General features: G+C 68.1%; 16 protein-coding genes. 7 read left to right on the top strand and 9 right to left on the bottom strand.

The genetic code is table 11. The features are described from left to right. Positions 1–254 precede the first annotated feature (254 nt). Positions 255–2,846 carry a bifunctional aconitate hydratase 2/2-methylisocitrate dehydratase gene (locus AC1DEL_RS13585; RefSeq protein WP_092295576.1) on the top strand — a complete coding sequence of 864 codons (2,592 nt, stop codon included), beginning with the start codon at positions 255–257 and terminating at the stop codon, positions 2,844–2,846. Between the two features lie 116 nt (positions 2,847–2,962). On the opposite strand, the gene AC1DEL_RS13580 is transcribed toward AC1DEL_RS13585, so the two are convergent. Then, the gene (locus AC1DEL_RS13580; RefSeq protein WP_092295573.1) at positions 2,963–3,634 is read right to left on the bottom strand and encodes a GntR family transcriptional regulator; all 672 of its coding nucleotides are present in this window, start codon (positions 3,632–3,634) and stop codon (positions 2,963–2,965) included. A 143-nt stretch (positions 3,635–3,777) separates the two neighbouring features. Further along, positions 3,778–4,794 (bottom strand): Bug family tripartite tricarboxylate transporter substrate binding protein, encoded by a 1,017-nt coding sequence (locus AC1DEL_RS13575; RefSeq protein WP_255370848.1) that lies wholly within the window; start codon positions 4,792–4,794, stop codon positions 3,778–3,780. A 206-nt stretch (positions 4,795–5,000) separates the two neighbouring features. On the opposite strand from AC1DEL_RS13575, the gene AC1DEL_RS13570 reads away from it, so the two are divergent. From AC1DEL_RS13570 to AC1DEL_RS13560, 3 genes are read left to right on the top strand one after another with little or no spacing between them, the layout of a single operon-like run. Continuing rightward, positions 5,001–5,987, top strand: coding sequence for an NAD(P)-dependent oxidoreductase (locus tag AC1DEL_RS13570; protein ID WP_477125364.1), 987 nt, complete (start codon positions 5,001–5,003; stop codon positions 5,985–5,987). Positions 5,988–5,994: 7 nt separating this feature from the next. Further along, on the top strand, positions 5,995–6,363 hold the full coding sequence (locus AC1DEL_RS13565; protein WP_092295566.1) for a RidA family protein: 369 nt from the start codon (positions 5,995–5,997) through the stop codon (positions 6,361–6,363). Between the two features lie 50 nt (positions 6,364–6,413). Beyond that, positions 6,414–7,196, top strand: a complete 783-nt coding sequence (locus AC1DEL_RS13560; protein ID WP_092295563.1) for a class II aldolase/adducin family protein — start codon at positions 6,414–6,416, stop codon at positions 7,194–7,196. Positions 7,197–7,208: 12 nt separating this feature from the next. Here the strand turns inward: AC1DEL_RS13560 and AC1DEL_RS13555 are convergent, their stop codons facing one another. Genes AC1DEL_RS13555 through pcaB form a run of 3 tightly spaced genes read right to left on the bottom strand, consistent with a single transcriptional unit; the run spans position 7,209 to position 11,029 of the window. Next, positions 7,209–8,603: a class II fumarate hydratase gene (locus AC1DEL_RS13555; RefSeq protein WP_477125365.1), complete on the bottom strand. Its 1,395-nt coding sequence runs from the start codon at positions 8,601–8,603 to the stop codon at positions 7,209–7,211. Between the two features lie 5 nt (positions 8,604–8,608). After that, complete coding sequence (locus tag AC1DEL_RS13550; protein ID WP_454757582.1) at positions 8,609–9,595, bottom strand: tripartite tricarboxylate transporter substrate binding protein BugD; 987 nt, start codon at positions 9,593–9,595, stop codon at positions 8,609–8,611. A gap of 60 nt (positions 9,596–9,655) precedes the next feature. After that, positions 9,656–11,029, bottom strand: a complete 1,374-nt coding sequence (pcaB, locus tag AC1DEL_RS13545; RefSeq protein ID WP_441592592.1) for a 3-carboxy-cis,cis-muconate cycloisomerase — start codon at positions 11,027–11,029, stop codon at positions 9,656–9,658. 163 nt (positions 11,030–11,192) lie between these two features. Between pcaB and AC1DEL_RS13540 the strand changes: the two genes are divergently transcribed. Both AC1DEL_RS13540 and AC1DEL_RS13535 read left to right on the top strand, forming a co-directional pair. Further along, on the top strand, positions 11,193–11,927 hold the full coding sequence (locus AC1DEL_RS13540) for a GntR family transcriptional regulator (protein WP_441592591.1): 735 nt from the start codon (positions 11,193–11,195) through the stop codon (positions 11,925–11,927). A 61-nt stretch (positions 11,928–11,988) separates the two neighbouring features. Then, positions 11,989–12,366 (top strand): potassium channel family protein, encoded by a 378-nt coding sequence (locus AC1DEL_RS13535; RefSeq protein ID WP_441592590.1) that lies wholly within the window; start codon positions 11,989–11,991, stop codon positions 12,364–12,366. Between the two features lie 13 nt (positions 12,367–12,379). Here AC1DEL_RS13535 and AC1DEL_RS13530 read toward each other — a convergent pair whose 3' ends face one another. The 4 genes from AC1DEL_RS13530 to AC1DEL_RS13515 all read right to left on the bottom strand — a co-directional run bounded on the left by AC1DEL_RS13530 (position 12,380) and on the right by AC1DEL_RS13515 (position 17,878). Further along, on the bottom strand, positions 12,380–13,768 hold the full coding sequence (locus tag AC1DEL_RS13530; protein WP_477125366.1) for an ATP-binding protein: 1,389 nt from the start codon (positions 13,766–13,768) through the stop codon (positions 12,380–12,382). A gap of 2 nt (positions 13,769–13,770) precedes the next feature. Next, positions 13,771–16,683: an ATP-binding protein gene (locus AC1DEL_RS13525; protein WP_477125367.1), complete on the bottom strand. Its 2,913-nt coding sequence runs from the start codon at positions 16,681–16,683 to the stop codon at positions 13,771–13,773. Positions 16,684–16,872: 189 nt separating this feature from the next. Further along, a complete protein-coding gene (locus AC1DEL_RS13520; protein ID WP_092295539.1) occupies positions 16,873–17,193 on the bottom strand; it encodes a hypothetical protein in 321 nt (106 codons plus the stop codon). A gap of 229 nt (positions 17,194–17,422) precedes the next feature. Further along, complete coding sequence (locus AC1DEL_RS13515; RefSeq protein ID WP_441592587.1) at positions 17,423–17,878, bottom strand: polyhydroxyalkanoate granule-associated phasin; 456 nt, start codon at positions 17,876–17,878, stop codon at positions 17,423–17,425. 202 nt (positions 17,879–18,080) lie between these two features. On the opposite strand from AC1DEL_RS13515, the gene AC1DEL_RS13510 reads away from it, so the two are divergent. Further along, on the top strand, positions 18,081–19,007 hold the full coding sequence (locus tag AC1DEL_RS13510; RefSeq protein ID WP_092296191.1) for a LysR family transcriptional regulator: 927 nt from the start codon (positions 18,081–18,083) through the stop codon (positions 19,005–19,007). The last annotated feature ends 35 nt before the right edge of the window (positions 19,008–19,042 follow it).

Raw genomic sequence — 19,042 nt, 5'->3', positions numbered from 1 at the left:
GCGGCCCGGCTCGCGTGGCTGCCGGCAGGGCGGGTGGCGACCTCCGGACACCTTTCATGTCAGTTCCGCGAGTCTTATGTGCCGCCAACCGTTGTGGAGCCGCGGGTGTTGCGATTTAAGTCTTATATAAGATATAAGACATTTGATCTGGGCCGGACTTCGGATTACAATCACGCGGCAACCAGCGGTGTGCTGTGCCGCTGGACCCACAGAGACAAAGCTGTACGTTACAACCCTATTACCAGCAGGTTCCCATGCTTGATATCTATCGCGCCCATGTTGCCGAACGCGCCGCGCTTGGCATTCCCCCTCTGCCGCTGACCGCCAAGCAGACCGCCGAGCTGATCGAACTGATCAAGAACCCGCCGGCGGGCGAGGAACAGACCCTGCTGGACCTGATCACCTACCGTGTGCCGGCCGGCGTGGACGACGCCGCCAAGGTCAAGGCTTCCTACCTGGCCGCCGTGGCCCTGGGTTCGGAGAAGACCGCGCTGATTTCGCGCGCCCGCGCCACCGAACTGCTGGGCACCATGCTCGGCGGCTACAACATCTCCCCGCTGATCGAGCTGCTCGACGACGCCGAAGTCGGCGCCGTGGCCGGCAACGCGCTGAAGACCACGCTGCTGATGTTCGACGCCTTCCACGATGTGAAGGAAAAGGCCGACAAGGGCAACGCCAACGCCAAGTCCGTGCTGCAAAGCTGGGCCGACGCCGAGTGGTTCACGAACCGTCCGGAAGTGCCGGCGTCGATGACCATCACCGTGTTCAAGGTGCCGGGCGAGACCAACACCGACGACCTGTCGCCGGCCCCCGACGCCACCACGCGCCCGGACATCCCGATGCACGCGCTGGCCATGCTGAAGAACAAGCGTGAAGGCACCGCGTTCGAGCCCGAGGAAGACGGCAAGCGCGGCCCGGTGAAGTTCATCGAGTCGCTGAAGGAGAAGGGCAACCTCGTGGCCTACGTGGGCGACGTGGTCGGCACGGGCTCCAGCCGCAAGTCGGCCACCAACTCGGTGCTGTGGTTCACCGGCGAAGACATCCCCTACGTGCCGAACAAGCGCTTCGGCGGCGTGTGCCTGGGCAGCAAGATCGCCCCGATCTTCTACAACACGATGGAAGACGCCGGCGCGCTGCCGATCGAACTCGACGTGTCGCAGATGGACACCGGCGACGTGGTCGAACTGCGCCCGTACGAAGGCAAGGCGCTCAAGAACGGCGCCGTGATCGCCGAATTCAAGGTCAAGTCGGACGTGCTGTTCGATGAAGTGCGCGCCGGCGGCCGGATTCCGCTGATCGTCGGCCGTGGCCTGACCGCCAAGGCCCGCGAGGCACTGGGCCTGGCCCCGTCCACGCTGTTCCGCCTGCCGCAAAACCCGGCCGATACCGGCAAGGGTTACACGCTGGCCCAGAAGATGGTTGGCCGCGCCTGCGGCCTGACCGACGGCACGGGCATCCGCCCGGGCACGTACTGCGAACCGAAGATGACCTCGGTGGGCTCGCAGGACACCACCGGCCCGATGACGCGCGACGAGCTGAAGGACCTGGCCTGCCTGGGCTTCTCGGCCGATCTGGTGATGCAGTCGTTCTGCCACACCGCCGCCTATCCGAAGCCCGTGGACGTGAAGACGCACCACACGCTGCCCCAGTTCATCAGCACGCGCGGCGGTATCTCGCTGCGCCCGGGCGACGGTGTGATCCACTCGTGGCTCAACCGCATGCTGCTGCCGGATACCGTGGGTACCGGCGGTGACTCGCACACCCGTTTCCCGATCGGCATCAGCTTCCCGGCCGGCTCCGGTCTGGTGGCGTTTGCCGCTGCCACCGGCGTGATGCCGCTGGACATGCCGGAATCGGTGCTGGTCCGCTTCAAGGGCAAGATGCAGCCCGGCGTCACGCTGCGCGACCTGGTCAACGCGATTCCGCTGTACGCGATCAAGTCGGGCCTGCTGACCGTGGCCAAGCAAGGCAAGAAGAACATCTTCTCGGGCCGTATCCTGGAAATCGAAGGTCTGCCCGAACTGAAGGTGGAACAGGCTTTCGAGCTGTCCGACGCCTCCGCCGAGCGTTCGGCCGCCGGTTGCACGGTGCGCCTGAACAAGGAACCGATCATCGAGTACATCAACAGCAACATCACGCTGCTGAAGTGGATGATCGCCGAGGGCTACCAGGACCCGCGCAGCCTGCAGCGCCGTATCAAGGCCATGGAAGCGTGGCTGGCCGATCCGAAGCTGCTGGAGCCGGACGCTGACGCCGAGTACGCCGCCGTGATCGAGATCGATCTGGCCGACGTGCATGAGCCGATCGTCGCCTGCCCGAACGACCCGGACGACGTGAAGACGCTGGGCGACGTGGCCGGCGCCAAGATCGACGAAGTGTTCATCGGCTCGTGCATGACGAACATCGGTCACTTCCGCGCAGCCTCGAAGCTGCTGGAAGGCAAGCGCGACATCCCCGTGAAGCTGTGGGTGGCCCCGCCGACCAAGATGGACCAGAAGCAGCTGACCGAGGAGGGCCACTACGGCGTGTTCGGCACGGCCGGTGCGCGCACCGAAATGCCGGGCTGCTCGCTGTGCATGGGTAACCAGGCACAGGTGCGCGAAGGCGCCACGGTGATGTCCACCAGCACGCGTAACTTCCCGAACCGTCTGGGCAAGAACACCAACGTGTACCTGGGCTCGGCCGAACTGGCCGCCATCTGCTCGCGCCTTGGCCGTATCCCGAACAAGGAAGAGTACATGGCCGACATGGGCGTGCTGACCGCCAACAGCGACAAGATCTACCAGTACATGAACTTCGACCAGATCGAAGACTTCAAGGAAGTGGCCGATACCGTGAACGTGTAAGCGTTTCCGGGCACAGCCGGCCCTGCCGTTCGCGGCAGGGCATCGAACCCCGCGTTGCCGATGGCATCGCGGGGTTTTTTCTTTGGGGGAAGGCGGGAGGTAGGGCGGGCCGGCCGTCAGCCCATGTAGATCTGCGCCAGCCCTTCCTTCAGGGCGGTCGCGATCTGGTCGTGGCGGCGGTCGATATGGCGGGTGAGGATGGGGATGCAGCGCTCGGGGTCGCGCGCCTTGAGGCCCAGCAGGATCTCGCGGTGGTCGTTCTGGCTGACGCGGCGGTCGCAGCGCTCCATGTCGATCCAGCGCACGAAGCGGATGCGCGCGTTGATGTTCTTCAGCACCCGCAGCATCTCCAGGTTGCCGGACATCGCCATCAGGCCTTCATGGAAGGTCTCGTCGAGCTTCACGAGTTCCTCCACCGTACGGTCGCCCGGCTCCGGGCCGGTGTTCTCCAGGAAGGACAGCAGGGCGTCGATGTCCTCTTCCTTGGCACGCACGATGGCCAGCCGCAGCGCCTCGGTTTCCACCACCTTGCGCAGCTCGTAGAGGGAAAACACTTCCTGGGCATCCAGATCGCGGCAGAAGAAGCCCTTGCCCGGCGAGAAGCGCAGCAGCCCTTCGGTCGTCAGGCGGGTCAGCGCCTCGCGCAGCGGGGTGCGGCTGACGCCCAGCGCACTGGCCAGCACGCCTTCGTTGAGCCGTTCGCCGGGTTTGAAGTCATAGCCCACGCTCATTTGCTTGAGCTTGTCATAGACCTGCTCGACGATGCTGTCACTTGCCACGGTTGCCACGGTATTGAGTCCTGTCTTCGGTCATCAGCCTTTCGCCGGTGCTGGCGAAAGGCTGGAATATACCTGAATTCGATTCTGTGCACGGCGGTGTATACATCTCGCGGCAACCGGCACGCCGCCATGCGAATCGGTCTATATCAGCGTCAATCGATATGGGCGCCGGAATCCTTGACGATTTTGGCCCAGGTTTTCATATCGGCAAGCTGCGTGCGCTTGAACGCGGCCGGGCCGCCATCGGCGATGGGCTGGATCGCCTGGCTCACCAGCCATTGGCGGAAGCTCTCCGTGCCGATGGCCTTGAGCACGGCCTGCGACATCCGGGTCTGGATGTCCGCCGGCAACTCGGCCGGGCCGAACAGGCCGTACCAGGTGGTGCTTTCGAAGCCGGGCAGGCTGCACGCCTCGGCGACGGTCGGCACATTCGGCAGCACACTCACGCGCTGCGACGAAGTGACCGCTAACGCACGCACCTTGCCAGACTGGATGGCGCCCAGGCTCGGCGAACTCTGGTTGAAGAAGAAATCGACCTCGCCCGAGAGCAGCGCGGTCATGGCCGGCCCCTGGCCCTTGTACGGGATGTGCACGTAGCTGGTCTTCGAGGCCGTGGCGAACTGCGTGCCGGCCAGATGGCCGGAGGCGCCGTTGCCGGTCGAGGCGTAGTTCAGCGTGCCCGGCGCCTTTTTCGCGGCGGCGATCAGGTCCTGGCAGGTCTTGATCTCCGGATGCTTCTCGGGATTCACGAGCAGGATATTCGGCAGCGTGCCCAATAATGCAATGCGCGAGAAATCATTCACCACGTCAAATGACAGTTTCGAATATAGCGCGGGATTAATCGCGTGCGTGCCGGCCGTGCCGAGCAGGAAAGTATAACCATCCGGCTTGGCCTGCGCGACGAGACTCGACGCGATATTCCCGCCCGCACCGGGGCGATTATCGGAGATAAACGAGACGCCGAATTCCTTGTTCAGCTCCACGCCAAGCCGGCGCGCGTAGATGTCGGTGGCGGCGCCCCCGGGGAAGCCGCTGACGATGGCAATCGTGTTGTTGGGCCACGACTTGGTGTCCTGGGACGAGGCGGGGCTGGCCAGCCCCATCAACGTGACAGCAAGCAGGGAGGCGGGAAGCAAGGCAAATCGCGGGGCAAATCGGCGCATCGTCATGGGAACGCTCCAAGGGCAGGGTGGTGGGGGCAACGTGCGGGCCGGGTGACTCCCGGCCCTGCACTCCGTCCTGTATACAGACTTTAATTATTGATCTGTATTCTGTAAAGAGTTATGCTGCGCTTCACCGTTGCGGCCTCATCGAGCCCCGTTTTGGTTCATCGGCACCGTAATGGTTCACCCCTATTTATTGCCGAGTAAAAACAATGACTTCTTCTCTTTCCGCCGCGCCTGCCCGCCCCGCTGCCCATAATCCCGCGTCCGATGCTGGTGCATGGCGCGCCGTCTTCGTCGATGCCAATCCCACACTGTCGGAAGTGGCTTCCCGCCTGCACCGGGCCGATGACCTGCCGCTGACGATCAACCGCCAGCCCGAGATCAAGCCCGAGCAACTGCCCGCGACGCTGGCCGGCGCGCCGATCGCGATCATCGACCACACTCATCTGCCGACCGAGATCGCCCGCCAGTGCACCGGCCTCAAGCACGTGGTGTTTCTGGGCACCGGCCCGCGCAGCTATATGAACCCGGAGGAGTTGGCCGAGATCGGCATCACGGTGCACACCATCAAGGGCTACGGGGATACCGCCGTGGCCGAGTGCGCCTTCGCGCTGATGTGGGCGGCCGCGCGCAACTTCGCGCGCATGGACCGCGAGATGCGCGCCGGCAACTGGCTGCGCTCGGACGCCGTGCAACTGACCGGCAAGACACTCGGGCTGGTCGGGTTTGGCGGCATCGCCCAGGAACTGGCGCGGCTGGCGCGGGGTATCGGCATGCGCGTGCTGGCCTGGAACCGCACGCCGAAGACGCACGAGGGCGTGGAATTCGTCGATCTGGACACGCTGCTGGCGCAGAGCGACGTGGTGTCGCTGCACCTGCTGCTGACCGACGAGACGCGCGGCCTGATCACGGCGGAACGCATCCAGTCGATGCGCGACGGCGCGATCCTGGTCAACACGGCGCGTGGCGCGCTGGTGGATGAAGACGCCATGATCGCGGCGCTGCGCAGCGGCAAGCTGGCCCACGCCGGGCTGGACGTGTTCACGGTGGAGCCGATGCCCGCCGGCCACGTGCTGACCACGCTGCCCAACGTCACGCTGTCCGCCCATTCGGCTTTCCGCACACCGGAAGCCAACAACAACCTGATCGGCGCCGCGCTGGAGCACTGCCGCCGCATCGTCAAGACCCACGCCTGAGCCCGCCATGTCCACATCTTCCGCATCGCCCATCGTCCGCCTGGACCAGAACCACCGCCGCAGCCGGGCCGTCATCGCCAACGGCATGGTCTTTTTGGCCGGCCAGGTGGCTGACGACAAGTCCGGCGATATCGCCAGCCAGGCCCGCGAGGCGCTGGCCAAGGTAGACGCCCTGCTGGCCGAGGCCGGCACCGACCGCCGCCGCGCGCTGACCGCCCAGATCTGGCTGGCCGACATGGCCGACTTCGACGGCTTCAACGCGGTCTGGGACGCCTGGGTGGCCCCCGGCGAAACGCCCACGCGCTGCTGCGGCAAGGTCGAACTGGCCGACCCGGCCTACCGCGTGGAGATCGTCATCACTGCCTTGCTCGCCTGAACTCCGTCGACTTCCGCCGACTTCCGCCGATTTCACCAGAGGACGCCACCATGATTTCCACCACGGACCCGCACCGCAACCGCAAGCCGCGCAACATCAGCGAGGAAGAATGGGCGGTGCGCGTGCAACTGGCCGCCGCCTACCGGCTGGCCGCGAAGTACCAGCTCACCGACCTGATCTACACCCACATCTCCGTGCGCGTGCCGGGCACGCAGGACCAGTTCCTGATCAATCCGCACGGCTGGTTTTTCGATGAGATCACGGCGTCGTGCCTCGTGAAGATCGATACCGAAGGCCGGCCGATCGGCGATAACCGCTTCGAGGTCAACGCCGCCGGCTTCACGATCCACAGCGCCCTGCACCAGAGCCGCCACGACGTGGAGTGCGTGGTCCATCTGCACACGGACGCCGGCATGGCCGTCGCCGCGCTGGAGTGCGGCCTGCTGCCGCTGAACCAGATCAGCATGCAGTTTTACAACCGCGTGAACTACCACGACTACGAAGGTATTTCGCTGGATCTGGACGAGCGCTCGCGCATCGTGAAATCGATGCAGGACGCCAACTACCTGATCCTGCGCAACCACGGCCTGCTGACCACCGGCCGCTCGGTGGCGGAGGCGTTCACGCGCATGTTCTACCTGAATCGCGCCTGCGAGATCCAGGTGCAGACGCTGTCGATGGGCCAGAAGGTCACCCTGCCGTCGCCCGAGGTCTGCGAGCACGCCGCCAAGCAGCACGACGACTACGCCTACCTCGACACGGTGCACCTGGACCGCGAGTGGACGGCGCTGCTGCGCCTGCTGGATCGCGATGGCGGGGACTATCGCTGCTGAGGCACCCCGGGGCTACGCCACGCCGCGCGCCATGCGTTCGAGATCGACCAGCCGGTCGTATTCCTCGCCACGCAGGATACCCAGTGCGATGGCGGCCTCGCGCGGCGCCATGCCGTACGCCATGGCGTGGCGCACGATGCGTGCCGCCTGGTCGTAGCCGATCACCGGGTTCAGCGCGGTGGCTGCCAGCAGCGGGCTGTCGAGCTGGCGCGCCAGCCGCGCGCGGTCCGGCGCCAGCCCGGGGATGACCCGTTCGGCCACGGTGTTCGCACTGTCGGCCAGCAGGCGGATGGACTGGAGGACGTTGTAGATCAGCACCGGCTTGGCCACGTTCAGCTCGAAGCTGCCCGAGGCGCCGGCCATGGTCACCGTCACATGGTTGCCGGCTACCTGCATGCCGGCCTGCACCATGACTTCGGCGATGGTCGGATTGCGCTTGCCCGGCATGATCGACGAGGTGAGCCCGTCCTCGGGCATCACCAGCTCGCCGAGGCCGCAGTTCGGCCCGGAACTCATCCAGCGCAGGTCGTTGGCGATCTTGATGCACGACGCCGCGATCACGTTCAGCACGCCGGACAACTCCAGCAGGGCGTCGTGCGCGGCCATGCCTTCCACCTTGCAAGGATTGGGCTGGAACGGCAGGCCGGTCAGGCGGCTTACCTCCGCACAGAATGCCTCCGCGAAGCCGGGCGGGGCGTTGAGCCCGGTGCCCGCCGCCGTGCCGCCCTGCGGCAGCATCAGCAGGCGCGGCAGGGTCCCCTCGATACGCGCGATGCCGTGCCCGATCTGCGCGGCGAACCCCTCGAAGGCGCGGCCCAGCGTGGTCGGCACGGCATCCATCAGGTGGGTGCGGGCCAGCTTCAGGATGTCCGCGAAGTCCGTCGCGCGCGCCTGAAGGCTGTCGCGCAGCGCGGCCATCGCCGGCAGCAGCCGGTCTTCGAGTTCCAGCACCGCGCTCAGGTGCATCACCGTGGGAAAGCTGTCGTTCGATGACTGCGAGCGGTTGACGTGATCGTTCGGATGCACCGGCTGCTTGGTCCCCAACGGCTGGCCCAGCTGCTCGTTAGCCCGATTGGCGATCACCTCGTTCGCATTCATATTGGTCTGCGTGCCGGAGCCGGTCTGCCAGACCGTGAGCGGGAAATGCGCATCGAACGCGCCGCTGCGCACTTCGGCCGCCGCGGCGACGATGGCCGCCGCCATCTCCGCCTCCAGCGCCCCGCGCTGCTGGTTGGCAACGGCCGCCGCCATCTTGTGCAGGCCGAAGGCGTGGATCAGGCAGTCCGGAAAGCGCTCGCTGCCGATGCCGAAGACGGCCAGCGCGCGCTGGGTCTGGGCGCCCCAGTAGCGGTCCGCCGGGATATCGACGGGGCCGAAGGCGTCACGCTCCACCCGGGACGTTGTCATGGCGCTCAGTCCAGCGAAATATTGGCCTTGGCGGCGAGCACCTTCCAGCGCGCCACTTCCGCCTCGGTGTGCTTGCCCAGCGCGCTGGCCGTGTACTTGTCAGCCGGCAGCATCTGGATGGCCTGCGCCGACAGGCGGTCAGTGAACGCCTTGTCGTGCATCACCTTCAGGTAGGCGGCCTGCATCTTGTCGATGACCGGCTGCGGCGTGCCCTTCGGCGCGTAGATGCCGTACCACGTCGCGGCCTCGAAGCCGGGTATCACGGTTTCGGCCAGCGTCGGCACGTCCTTGAGCTGGCCCACCCGCGATGCCGAGGTCACCGCCAGCGCACGGACTTTCGATTCCGTGATCTGCGGCAGCGCCGTGTTGGTCTGGTCGAACATGCCATCGACCTGCCCGCCAATCACATCGATCAGCGCCGGGCCGGCGCCCTTGTAGGGCACCAGCGATACCTTGATCCCCGCCGCCGACGCAAACATCGCCGCAATCAGGTGCGAGGTGGAGCCCATGCCGGCGTTGCTGATGAACAGCTTGCCCGGATGCTGCTTGCCATATTCGACGAACGCCTTCACGTCCTTGGCCGGATGGTCCTTGCGCACCATCAGCACCATCGGCGTGTCCGGGAAGCGGAACACCGGCGCGAAGTCCTTGACCGGGTCGTACGGCAGCTTCTTGTAGAGCGCCGGCGCCGCGCCCATGTAGCCCATATGCCCCACCAGCATGGTGTAGCCGTCCGCCGGCGCGCGGGCCGCCTTGGCCGCACCGACCGTGCCGCCGGCACCGGGCGAGTTGTCGATGATGATCGACTGGCCGACTTCGCGCCCCACGCGCTCGGCGATGTTGCGGGCCAGCGCGTCGGTGGGGCCGCCGGCCGCGAACGGCACGATCCACGTGATCGGCTTGGTGGGCCAGTTCTGGGCCTGGGCGGATACGGCGGTGAGCAGGGCGGCGGCGGCGAGCGCGCCGCGCACGAAGGTGGGGAAGCGGTGCATGGTTGTCTCCTGAATCAGTCTTATCGTGTGGAAAGCAGTGCGTGGCGCCGGCCGGAGGGCTCAGGCCACTTCGCCGGACAGCGCGATGGCCCGGTCGACCATCTGCGGCGCCAGGCCGAGGTAATTGGCGGGGTCCACCATGTGTGCGATGGCGGCGCGGTCGAAGTGCTCGGTCACGGCCGGCAGCGCCAGCAGGGCCTCGGCCAGCGTGCCGCCCTGCTCGTTGACGGTGCGGCAGGCGTCGTAGACCACGTCGTGCGCCTGCTGGCGGCCGATGTGGGGCGCCATGCGCATCATCACGGCCTCGGCGACGATCAGCCCCTTGGTGATGCCGAGGTTGTGGGCCATGCGCGGCACGTCGACGATCAGCCCGCCCAGCGCGAACTTCGCCTGGTGCAGCGCGCCGGCCGTCAGGATGAAACTCTCGGGAATGGCGATCCACTCGGCGTGCCACGGGCCGGTGGCGCGTTCGAAGTCCTGCACCATCGCATCGACCATCAGCCCGGCGTGCTGGCGCACTGCCTTCGAGGCGGCGAGCATCAGTTCGCTCGAAATCGGGTTGCGCTTCTGCGGCATGGTGCTGCTGGCGCCGCGCCCCTTGACGAAGGGCTCGTAGACCTCGGCGAACTCGGTGGACGCCATGATCATGATGTCGAGCGCAATCTTGCCCAGCGAGCCGGTGACCAGCGCCAGCAGGTTCACCGCCTCGGCAAAGCCGTCGCGCGCCACGTGCCAGGTGGTGGCAGGCACACCCAGGCCCAGTTCCTCGGCCAGTGCCTGCTGCACGGCGAAGCCCTTGTCGCCCAGCGACGCCAGCGTGCCGGCGGCCCCGGCGAACTCCACCATGGCCACGCGCGGACGCAGCTCGGCCAGGCGCTGCTGGTGGCGGTCGAACATCGCCAGCCAGATCGCCACCTTGTAGCCGAAGGTCACCGGCAGGGCCTGCTGCAAGTGGGTGCGGCCGGCCATCGGGGTGTCGCGGTGCCGGGCAGCCAGGTCGGCCAGGATGCCGCGCAGGGTGCGGATATCGGCGTCGATGCTGTCCAGCGCGTCGCGCACCTGGAGGGCCACGGCGGTGTCCATGATGTCCTGCGTGGTGGCGCCCCAGTGGACGTACCGGCCGGCATCGCCGCACATTTCCACGAGCTGGTGCACCAGCGGGAGGATCGGATAGCCGACAATGTCGGTTTCCTCGCGCATGTGGTCGAAGTCGATGCGATCGAGGCGCGAGGCGCTGGCGATGGTCTCGGCGGCATCGGCCGGAATCACGCCGACGCGGGCTTCGGCCCGGGCGAGGGCGATCTCGACGTCGATGTAGCGCTGGACCAGCGCGCCATCGGAGAAGATCTCGCGCATGGCCGCCGTGCCGAAGGCGTCGCGGAACAGCGCGGAGTCGACAACGGTACTGGCGGCGGGAATCGAAATGTTGGGCATGGTGCGACCTTGTGGCATGCTGATGGGATCTCAAATATGTTCGAACATATCGACTATTAAATATGTTCGAACATATTTGCGAAATAGACGTAAACCCGGGGCGTCAACCCGTGTGCCGTCAGCCATGCCGCACCGCGCCAATCCAGTGATGTAACGGGCCTTTATGAGTAAAACAAACGCAGCGGAGATCACCCGCGAACTGCTGGATGGCATCACCACGGGCCAATTCCCCGTGGGCACGCTGCTGCCGACCGAATTCGCGCTGTGCGAGCAGTTCCAGGCCAGCCGCTACACCATCCGGGCGGTGCTGCAGTCCCTGCAGGACATGGGGCTGGTGTCGCGCCGCAAGAACGTGGGCACCCGCGTGGAGGCCGCGCGGCCCCGGGCCGTGTTCAAACCGACGCTGGCCTCGGTGGAAGACCTCATGCAGTTCGGCGAGGCGCACCGGCGCGTGGTGCAGTCGGTGGAGACCGTGGCGGCGCCGCCAGAAGTGGCGGCCGACCTGGGCGGCGCGCCGGACACCCGCTGGCTGCGCATCTCCAGCGTGCGGCTGGACGACGGTGCCAGCGCCGCGCCCATGGCCTGGACCGATATCTATATAGATAGCGCCTACGCGGACATCGGCCCGATCGTGCGCGACACGCCCGACGTGCTGGTCAGCGCCCTGATCGAGTCGCGCCATGGGCGGCCGATTGCCGAGATCGAGCAGGACGTGCGCGCCACCACGCTGGCGGACCCGCGCATCGGCCGCGCGCTGGGGCTGGAGCCGGGGGCGGCGGTGCTGAAGATCGTGCGCCGCTATATCGACGAGGCCGGCGACACCTTCGAGGTGTCCGTGACCATCCATCCGGCGGAAACCTTTTCGGTCACGACGCGACTGAAGCGCACGGCGGGCTGATCCGGGACCTAACATGGACTAGCGCGGCCTTCGCCGCACCTTGCCAGGGAGTCCACCGCTTATGGCCACCATCCGCAACGAATCCGGGCAGCTACCCATCCGCCCCCGCCACGCCATTGCCGAATTCACCGCCGTGCTGTGGCAATTGCGCTCGATCCTGATTTTCCTCAGCGTGCTGTTCGTCCTGCTGTCGCTGGCGATGTACTACGTCGGCGGCCCGGTCGACGCGGGCAGCCGGTCGCCAGCGTCGCTCGGCGGCACCTTGTATTTCTGTGCGATTACGTCGCTGACGATCGGCTTCGGCGACGTCGTCCCGACCACCCCCCTGGGCCGCTTCCTCGCCGTGGCCCTCGGCGCGCTGGGCGTATTGGCGATGGGCGTCATGACCGCGGCGGCCGTGCAAGCGATCCAGGCTGCGGCGAGGCGAACGTTGGGGTGAGGGGCCGGGCTGGTTATCGAGGCGAAGTAACGGCCCGCAGCCGCTCGCGCGCGTAGGCGCGGACCATGGCGGATAGGCGGAAGCGCGGGCCGTCATCGGTGGCTTCCGGCGATACGAGCGACTGCGCCACCAGCGCTTCCAGCAGGTCCGCTGCTGCCGCGTTGTCGATGCCATCCGCGCCGATGGCTGCCGTGGCGGACGCCAGCGTGAACGGGCCGTCGAGCGTCGACAGCCGTTGCAGCGCGGTCTGCGCTGGGGCGGACAGCCGGGTGTAACTCCAATCCAGCGACGCGCGCAGCGAGCGCTGGCGTTCCTGCGGGCTGCGGCGGCGGGCTTCGAGCAGGTTGAATCGATCGTCGGCCTGGTCGAGCAGGCCGAGCACGCCGAACGCGTCGACGCAGCCGGCGGCCAGTTCGATGGCCAGCGGCAGGCCATCGAGCCTTCGGCAGAGTGCGGCCACGACCGGGGCGTCGCGGTCGGTCAGCGTGTAGCCGGCCCCGCTGGCCTGCGCGCGGGAGGCGAATAGCTGCACCGCGCCGAAGGTCAGCGCCCGGGGCGCGTCGATCTCGATCTCTCCCTCAGGAGGCAGGTCCAGCGGCGGCAGCCGCAGGCGGTGTTCGGCGGCGGCGCCGAGCGGGTGGCGGCTCGTGGCCAGTACCGCCACGCCGGGCGCCTGCGCCAGTTGCGCGAGCAGGGCGGCCACGGCTTCCGGTGCGTAGTCGCAGCCGTCCAGCACCACCAGCAGCCGATGGCCGGCCATGGCGTGGCCGAGCGCGTCCATCCGCGCCGCGCCGAACGCGGCGGCGAGACCCTGTACGGGGTCGGGCAGCGTGCCGAGGTCCAGGTAGCAGATCCCATCGGCATAGTCCCCCGCCAGCCGCTCGGTGGCGGCCAGCGCCACGGTGGTCTTGCCGATGCCGCCGATGCCGACCAGGCTGACAACTCGCCCCGGCTGGACCGCCGCCTGCACGCGGGCCACCTCGGCATCGCGCCCGATGATGGCGGTGAGGCGGCGCGGCAGCACGCGCGCGGCCGGTATGACCTGCGCCGCTGGCGCGGCCCCCTCGTCCACGACCTGCACCACGCCGTCGAAGCGATAGCCCTGACCCGGCACCGTGACGATGCCCGGCCCTTCCGGGCCCAGCACGCGCCGCAAATGGGCGATCTGCACGCGCAGGCTGCTGTCCTCCACGACCATGCGCGGCCACGCCACCGCGGTCAGCGCATCGCGGGAAACGACCTGCCCGGCGTGCTCGACCAGCGCGGCGAGGAGGTCGAAGGCGCGGCTGCCCAGCGTCACCGGCACGCCGTCCGCCAGCAGCTCGCGCCGCGCGGGCCGTAGCAGGAAGGCGCCAAAGCGGTACGCGCGCCCGGCCGCGCTGTCAGGGTCCGTATTCGCCATGATCATGCGCGTGCCTGCGTGGTCGCCGCGTCGGCTTCGGGTGCGATGGCCGGCATCGCGGCGCAATCCGCCAGCGCAGCCTGCGCGGTCCGGTAGTCGCGCGTGGCGTGTCCTTCGGGCATGCGTGCGCAGATCGACGCGAGCAACTCAGCCGCGCGCGTGCTGTCGTCAGCGTCGCCCAGTTCATGGCGCACCCGGGCGAGGCTGGTGGCGGCGCGCAGCGCCCAGGCGCGTGCGCCTTGGGCGTGGGCCACGTCCAACGCGTCCTCGAACGCCGATGCGGCGGCCAACCGGCCTGCGTGCGTGTGCCGATGCGGGTGCGCCTCGGCGGCCACGCGCCGCACTTCGGCCATGCACCAGCCGGACTTGCCCGCCGTCGCGCGCGTGATGGCCAGCGGCGTCACGAAGCGGGCGCCGAAGGTGGCGTAGAGATCGGCCTGCTTGCCGCCGGTGTGCGTGATCCGGGCTTGCAGGCGATGGTGCGCGTCGGTGTCGACGGCACCCGGCGCATCGTCGCGCAGCGCGAGCGCGCCGTCGAGCATCTCCACCCAGCCGTGCCACGCCACCAGCGCGTGCTGCAACGAGTGCTCGCGCAGCCGGTTGGCGTAGTCGGCCAGTGCGGTCTCGTCGCCGCGCCACAGCGCGATCGGGCAGGCCGCGAATGCCAGCGCCTGCGCCAGTGCCAGCGGCATGTCGGTCAGCGCGTCTTCCACGCACTGGGCGACCAGCGACGCGGCGCTGTCCGCGTAGCCCTCGATCCACAGCGTGCGCGCCTCGACGATGCGCATGCAGACGCGGCGGTCCACCAGCGCGGTGAGGTTGTCCACGGGCCGCACCAGCGGGCTCGGATGGGTGCGCACGTGCCGCGCGAGATGCCGCGCCGTGGCGTGGTCGCCCAGATAGTGGTGGGCCAGCGCCAGCGTGTGTTCGGCCCACACGCGGGCCATCGCATCGCCGTCCTGATCGGCCAGTGCGCACATGGTCTCGGCGTGGCGCCGCCCGGCGGCGTAGTCGCCAGAAGCCAGCGCGATCATGCCGATGCCGGCCAGCGCCTGCTGTTGCGGGCCCGATTGCGCCCCTGGCTGCGCCAGCGCGGTGGCGTCGAGCAGCGCGCGCTGGTAGGCGTCTTCGGCGCCGGCGGCCACGCCGCGCGTGTGATAGATCAGCGTGCCCAGCGCCACGCGCAGCCGCGTGGTCAGCGTGGGGTCGAGTGGGGCGGCGCCCTCGTCGGCCAGCGCCAGCGCGCGCGCCGCGTAGCCGCAGAATTCGTCGAGACGGGAGAGGAAGTAGCCCAGCGGCAGCGCGGCGATGATCAGCGTGGCGCCCAGGGCGGCGTCGCCGTCCGGGGAGAGCGCCCAGCCGATGGCGGCCCGCACGTCGTCGATGGCGTTGCCGTAGCGCGCGGCCCATTCGGCCTGCGTCAGCGTGGGCTCGTCGGTCCAGGTCGCGCGCAGCGCATCGCGCCAGTGCAGCGCGTGGCGGGCCTGCAGCTCATGGAGCGCGCCGTCCCGGGCCAGCCGTTCCAGCGCATAGGCGCGCGTGGTGGCGAGCAGCCGGTAGCGCACCACGCCTTCGCTGGCATCCACGCTGACCAGCGACTTGGCGACCATCGACGCGATGCCGGTGTCCACATCGCCCCGGCTGACCTCGGCGTCCACCAGTACCGCGCGCGCCCAGGCCAGCGTGAATTCGCCGGTGAACACGGCCAGCCGCGTCAGCACGACGCGCTCGGTGGCGGGCAGCACGTCGTAGCTCCAGTCCAGCAGCGCGCGCAGGGTGCGGTGGCGCGGCTGCACGATGTCGCTGTTGTACGCCGACATCTGGAAGCGGTCGTCCAGCAGCCGGCGCAGATGGGCGACGCCGAAGGTCTCCACGTGCGCGGCGGCCAGTTCGATGGCCAGCGGCATGCCGTCGAGGCTGGCGCAGAGCATGACCACGCCGGGCGCGTCGGCGTCCGGCAGCTGGAAGGTGTCGGCGCTGTGGATGGCGCGCTCGACGAATAGCTGCACGGCCGGGTAGCGCATCGCCTCGTCGGCGCTGATTTCGTTGCGCGGGGAGGGCAGGGCGAGCGGCGGCACGCGTTGGACCCATTCGCCCTCGCATTGCAGCGGCTCGCGGCTGGTGACGAGCAGGTGGACGTCCGGCGCCCCCTGCAGTAGCGCCAGCACCAGCAGGGCCACGGCGTCGATCACGTGCTCGCAACTGTCCAGCACGATCAGCATGCGCCGGTGCCGCAGCGCATCCACCAGCGCCGCGCGCGCGGTGGGGCCGGCCGTCATGCCGAGCGTGGCGGCCAGCGCGGCGTCCACCAGTCCCGGGTCGGCCACGCGGCCAAGGTCCACGAAGCGCACGCCGTCCGCATAGTCCGGCAGCAGCCGTTCGGCCATGGCCAGCGCGATGGTGGTCTTGCCCATGCCGCCCGCGCCGCACAGCGTGAGCAGGCGCCGCTGCGGCAGGCTCTGGGCGAGCGCGGCGATCAGGGTTTCCCGGCCGATGACGCGGGTCACGCGGGCGGGGAGGTGGGCGTCATGGGCGGGGGCTGCCGGGAGTGCGCCGGGCGCACCTTCGGCGGTGGCGCGTGCCACCGGCGCGACGAAGCAGTAGCCGCGTCCGGCCACGCTGGCGATGTAGCGCGTGCCGCCCTGGCCATCGCCGAGCACCTTGCGCAGCGCACCCATGTGCACGCGCAGCGTGGCTTCCTCGGCATCGCCGTCGGGCCAGGCATAGGCGATCAGCGCGGCCTTGCCCACTACCTCGCCGGCACGTTCGACCAGCGCGGCGAGGATGCTGCGCGCACGCGCACCCAACCGCACGGGGCGGCCGGACTCCAGCAAAAGGCGCTGCGCGATATGCAGCGTAAACGGACCAAAGGCGACCGGTGGGTCGGCTTTGACGGCAGGGGCGCGGCTAGTCAAGATGGATTCCTCGCCGGCGGGGGCGAGCCGGACGAAGCGCTATTCTGAATGGCCTGCCCGCGATGAGCAAATCCACCGCACGATGGAGGATAAAAAAATAGCCCGGCACGTCCTTGCGGGCGTGCCGGGCATTCCGGGTATCAGGCGCCGGATGTCACGGGCGGCTGGCTTGCCGCCTGACGGTTCGCCTTACTTCTTGGCGCCGTCGGTGTACGGATCAGGCTTGCCGGTCTTGGCGCCGTCCAGGTACGGGTCGGGCTTGCCGCTCTTGGCGCCCGAGGTGTACGGGTCCGGCTTGCTCGGCGCCAGGTCGGTCTTGGTCGACGACTTCGCGCCATCCGTGTACGGATCGAACTTGCCGGACTTGGCACCGTCGGTGTACGGGTCGGGCTTGCCGACCTTGGCACCTTGCGTGTACGGGTCCACGGGCTTTTGCTGGGCGTGGGCCAGCGGCATCGCGACGATGGCAGCGGCGGCGACGAACATGCTGGAGATAAGGGTCTTGCTCATAAGGGCCTCGCGGGATGGGGCGCGATTCAGATACCTGCCTCGACTGCGCCCTCAACAGCTTTATAAGCCATCGGGCAGGTGGCGCTTTGTGTCTTGATCAGCATACTGACTAAACAGTAGACGCATCAATCGTGCCGATCAATTTGTGATGCAAACGTCGCATCAGGGCCGTGCGTTGCAGAAAATACCGTGTAAAGCCCGGGGAACCTGTCGGCTTCAGTGACGGTTTTCAGACACTTTTGCCCTTGCGCGGGGTCTCGCGCACGGCGACGGCCGGTACGTCGACGATGTCCCCTTCGGATGTCGCCACGGCGGCGATGTCGGGCATCACCGGCATCGCGGGCAGCAGCGTCGGCATACCGAACATGCCGAACATGCGGCCCCAGTTGTCGAGCCAGGCGCGCTGCATGGCCGCGCCTTGCTCCAGCATGGCGGTGGCGTAGTGCATCGGGATCGAGAAGAAGGGCATCTGGTTGGTCCACTGCCGCGCGTACAGTTCCTCGGGGTCTTGCGGCATGAAGCAGGAGGCCCAGTCGAACTGGGCTTCATCCATCCAGGATTTCGCGAAATCGGCGTTCAGGCCCATCATCTTGCGCCAGTTCTCGATCATCTTGTCGTCCAGCGCGTAGGCGCCCTGGAACGAAAAAGCGGGGAAAGACCACAGCGTCGGTGGAAGGCTGTTCATGGTGGAAAGCTCCGGTGGATACCTTGGGTGGAAGGTGGGTCCTGCGCAGGGGTTGCCTACATGCTTATCCAGTATGGACGCTCGGTCAACCAGCGTATGGATGACTTCTGTGAAGTTTGGTGATCCTGGCCCGCTTTGTCCGCCCAGGCGGCCCGGCACAGGCACAATACCGGCTCCGCGTGACAGATCTGGGATGAAGACGATGGAATTGCGCCAATTGCGCTACTTCGTGCATGTGGTGGAGTTGGGCAGCATGGGCCAGGCGGCCCAGCGGCTGGGCGTGGTCACGTCCGCGCTGAGCCAGCAGATCAGCCGGCTCGAGAGCGAACTGTCCACGCGGCTGCTCCAGCGCACCTCCACCGGCGTGGTGCCGACCGACGCCGGGCTCGCCTTCTGGCGCCAGGCCCAACTCGCGCTGCGCCATGCCGATGACGCCGCCCGCGCCGCGCGCACCGCGCGCCTCTCGGGCCATGTCAGCGTGGGCATGGCGCCGAGCACACTCTCCGTCATGGGCCCGCCGTTCATGCTGGCCATGCGCGAGCGCTACCCGGACATCCGCCTGCATCTGGTGGAGAGCCTCTCGGGCAACCTCGCCACGATGATCGGCGCGCGCCAGCTTGACCTCGCCGTGCTGTTCCAGCTCGAACCCGGCCAGCGCTGGAGCGTGGTGCCGCTGCTGGAGGAACGGCTGTTCGTGATCGCCCGGCCGGACCAGCCGGGCCTGCCGACCACCGATCCGGTGCATCTGGAGGCACTCGACGGCCTGCCGCTGATCCTGCCCAGCAACGCGCACGGCCTGCGCGCGGTGCTGAACGCGGCCTTCGCGCGTAGTGAGCGCTCTCTCAACGTGGTGGCGGAGATCGACGGACTGGCCGTGCTGATGGATGCGGTGCGCGCCGGCCTCGGGGCCACCATCCAGCCCGGCGCGGCCGTGGCGCGGCATCTGGGCGAGCCGCTGGTGCTGATCGAGATTGCCGATGCGGGCGTGCGCCGGCCCAACCTGCTGGTCAGCCTGTCCGACGACGAACTGTCCCCGGCCGGCCTGGCCGCCCGCAGCGTGCTGGACAGCGTGGCGCGCGGGCTGGTAACGGCGGGCCGCTGGCCCGGGGCGACCCTTCACAAATCCTGAAGACCTCCCGCCGGCGTGGGGCTGGTTGTGACGCG

This window comes from Cupriavidus sp. 10L43_2 (assembly GCF_056395265.1).
Note: the sequence above shows the minus strand (reverse complement) of the source record. Positions and strands in the feature narration are given on the sequence as shown.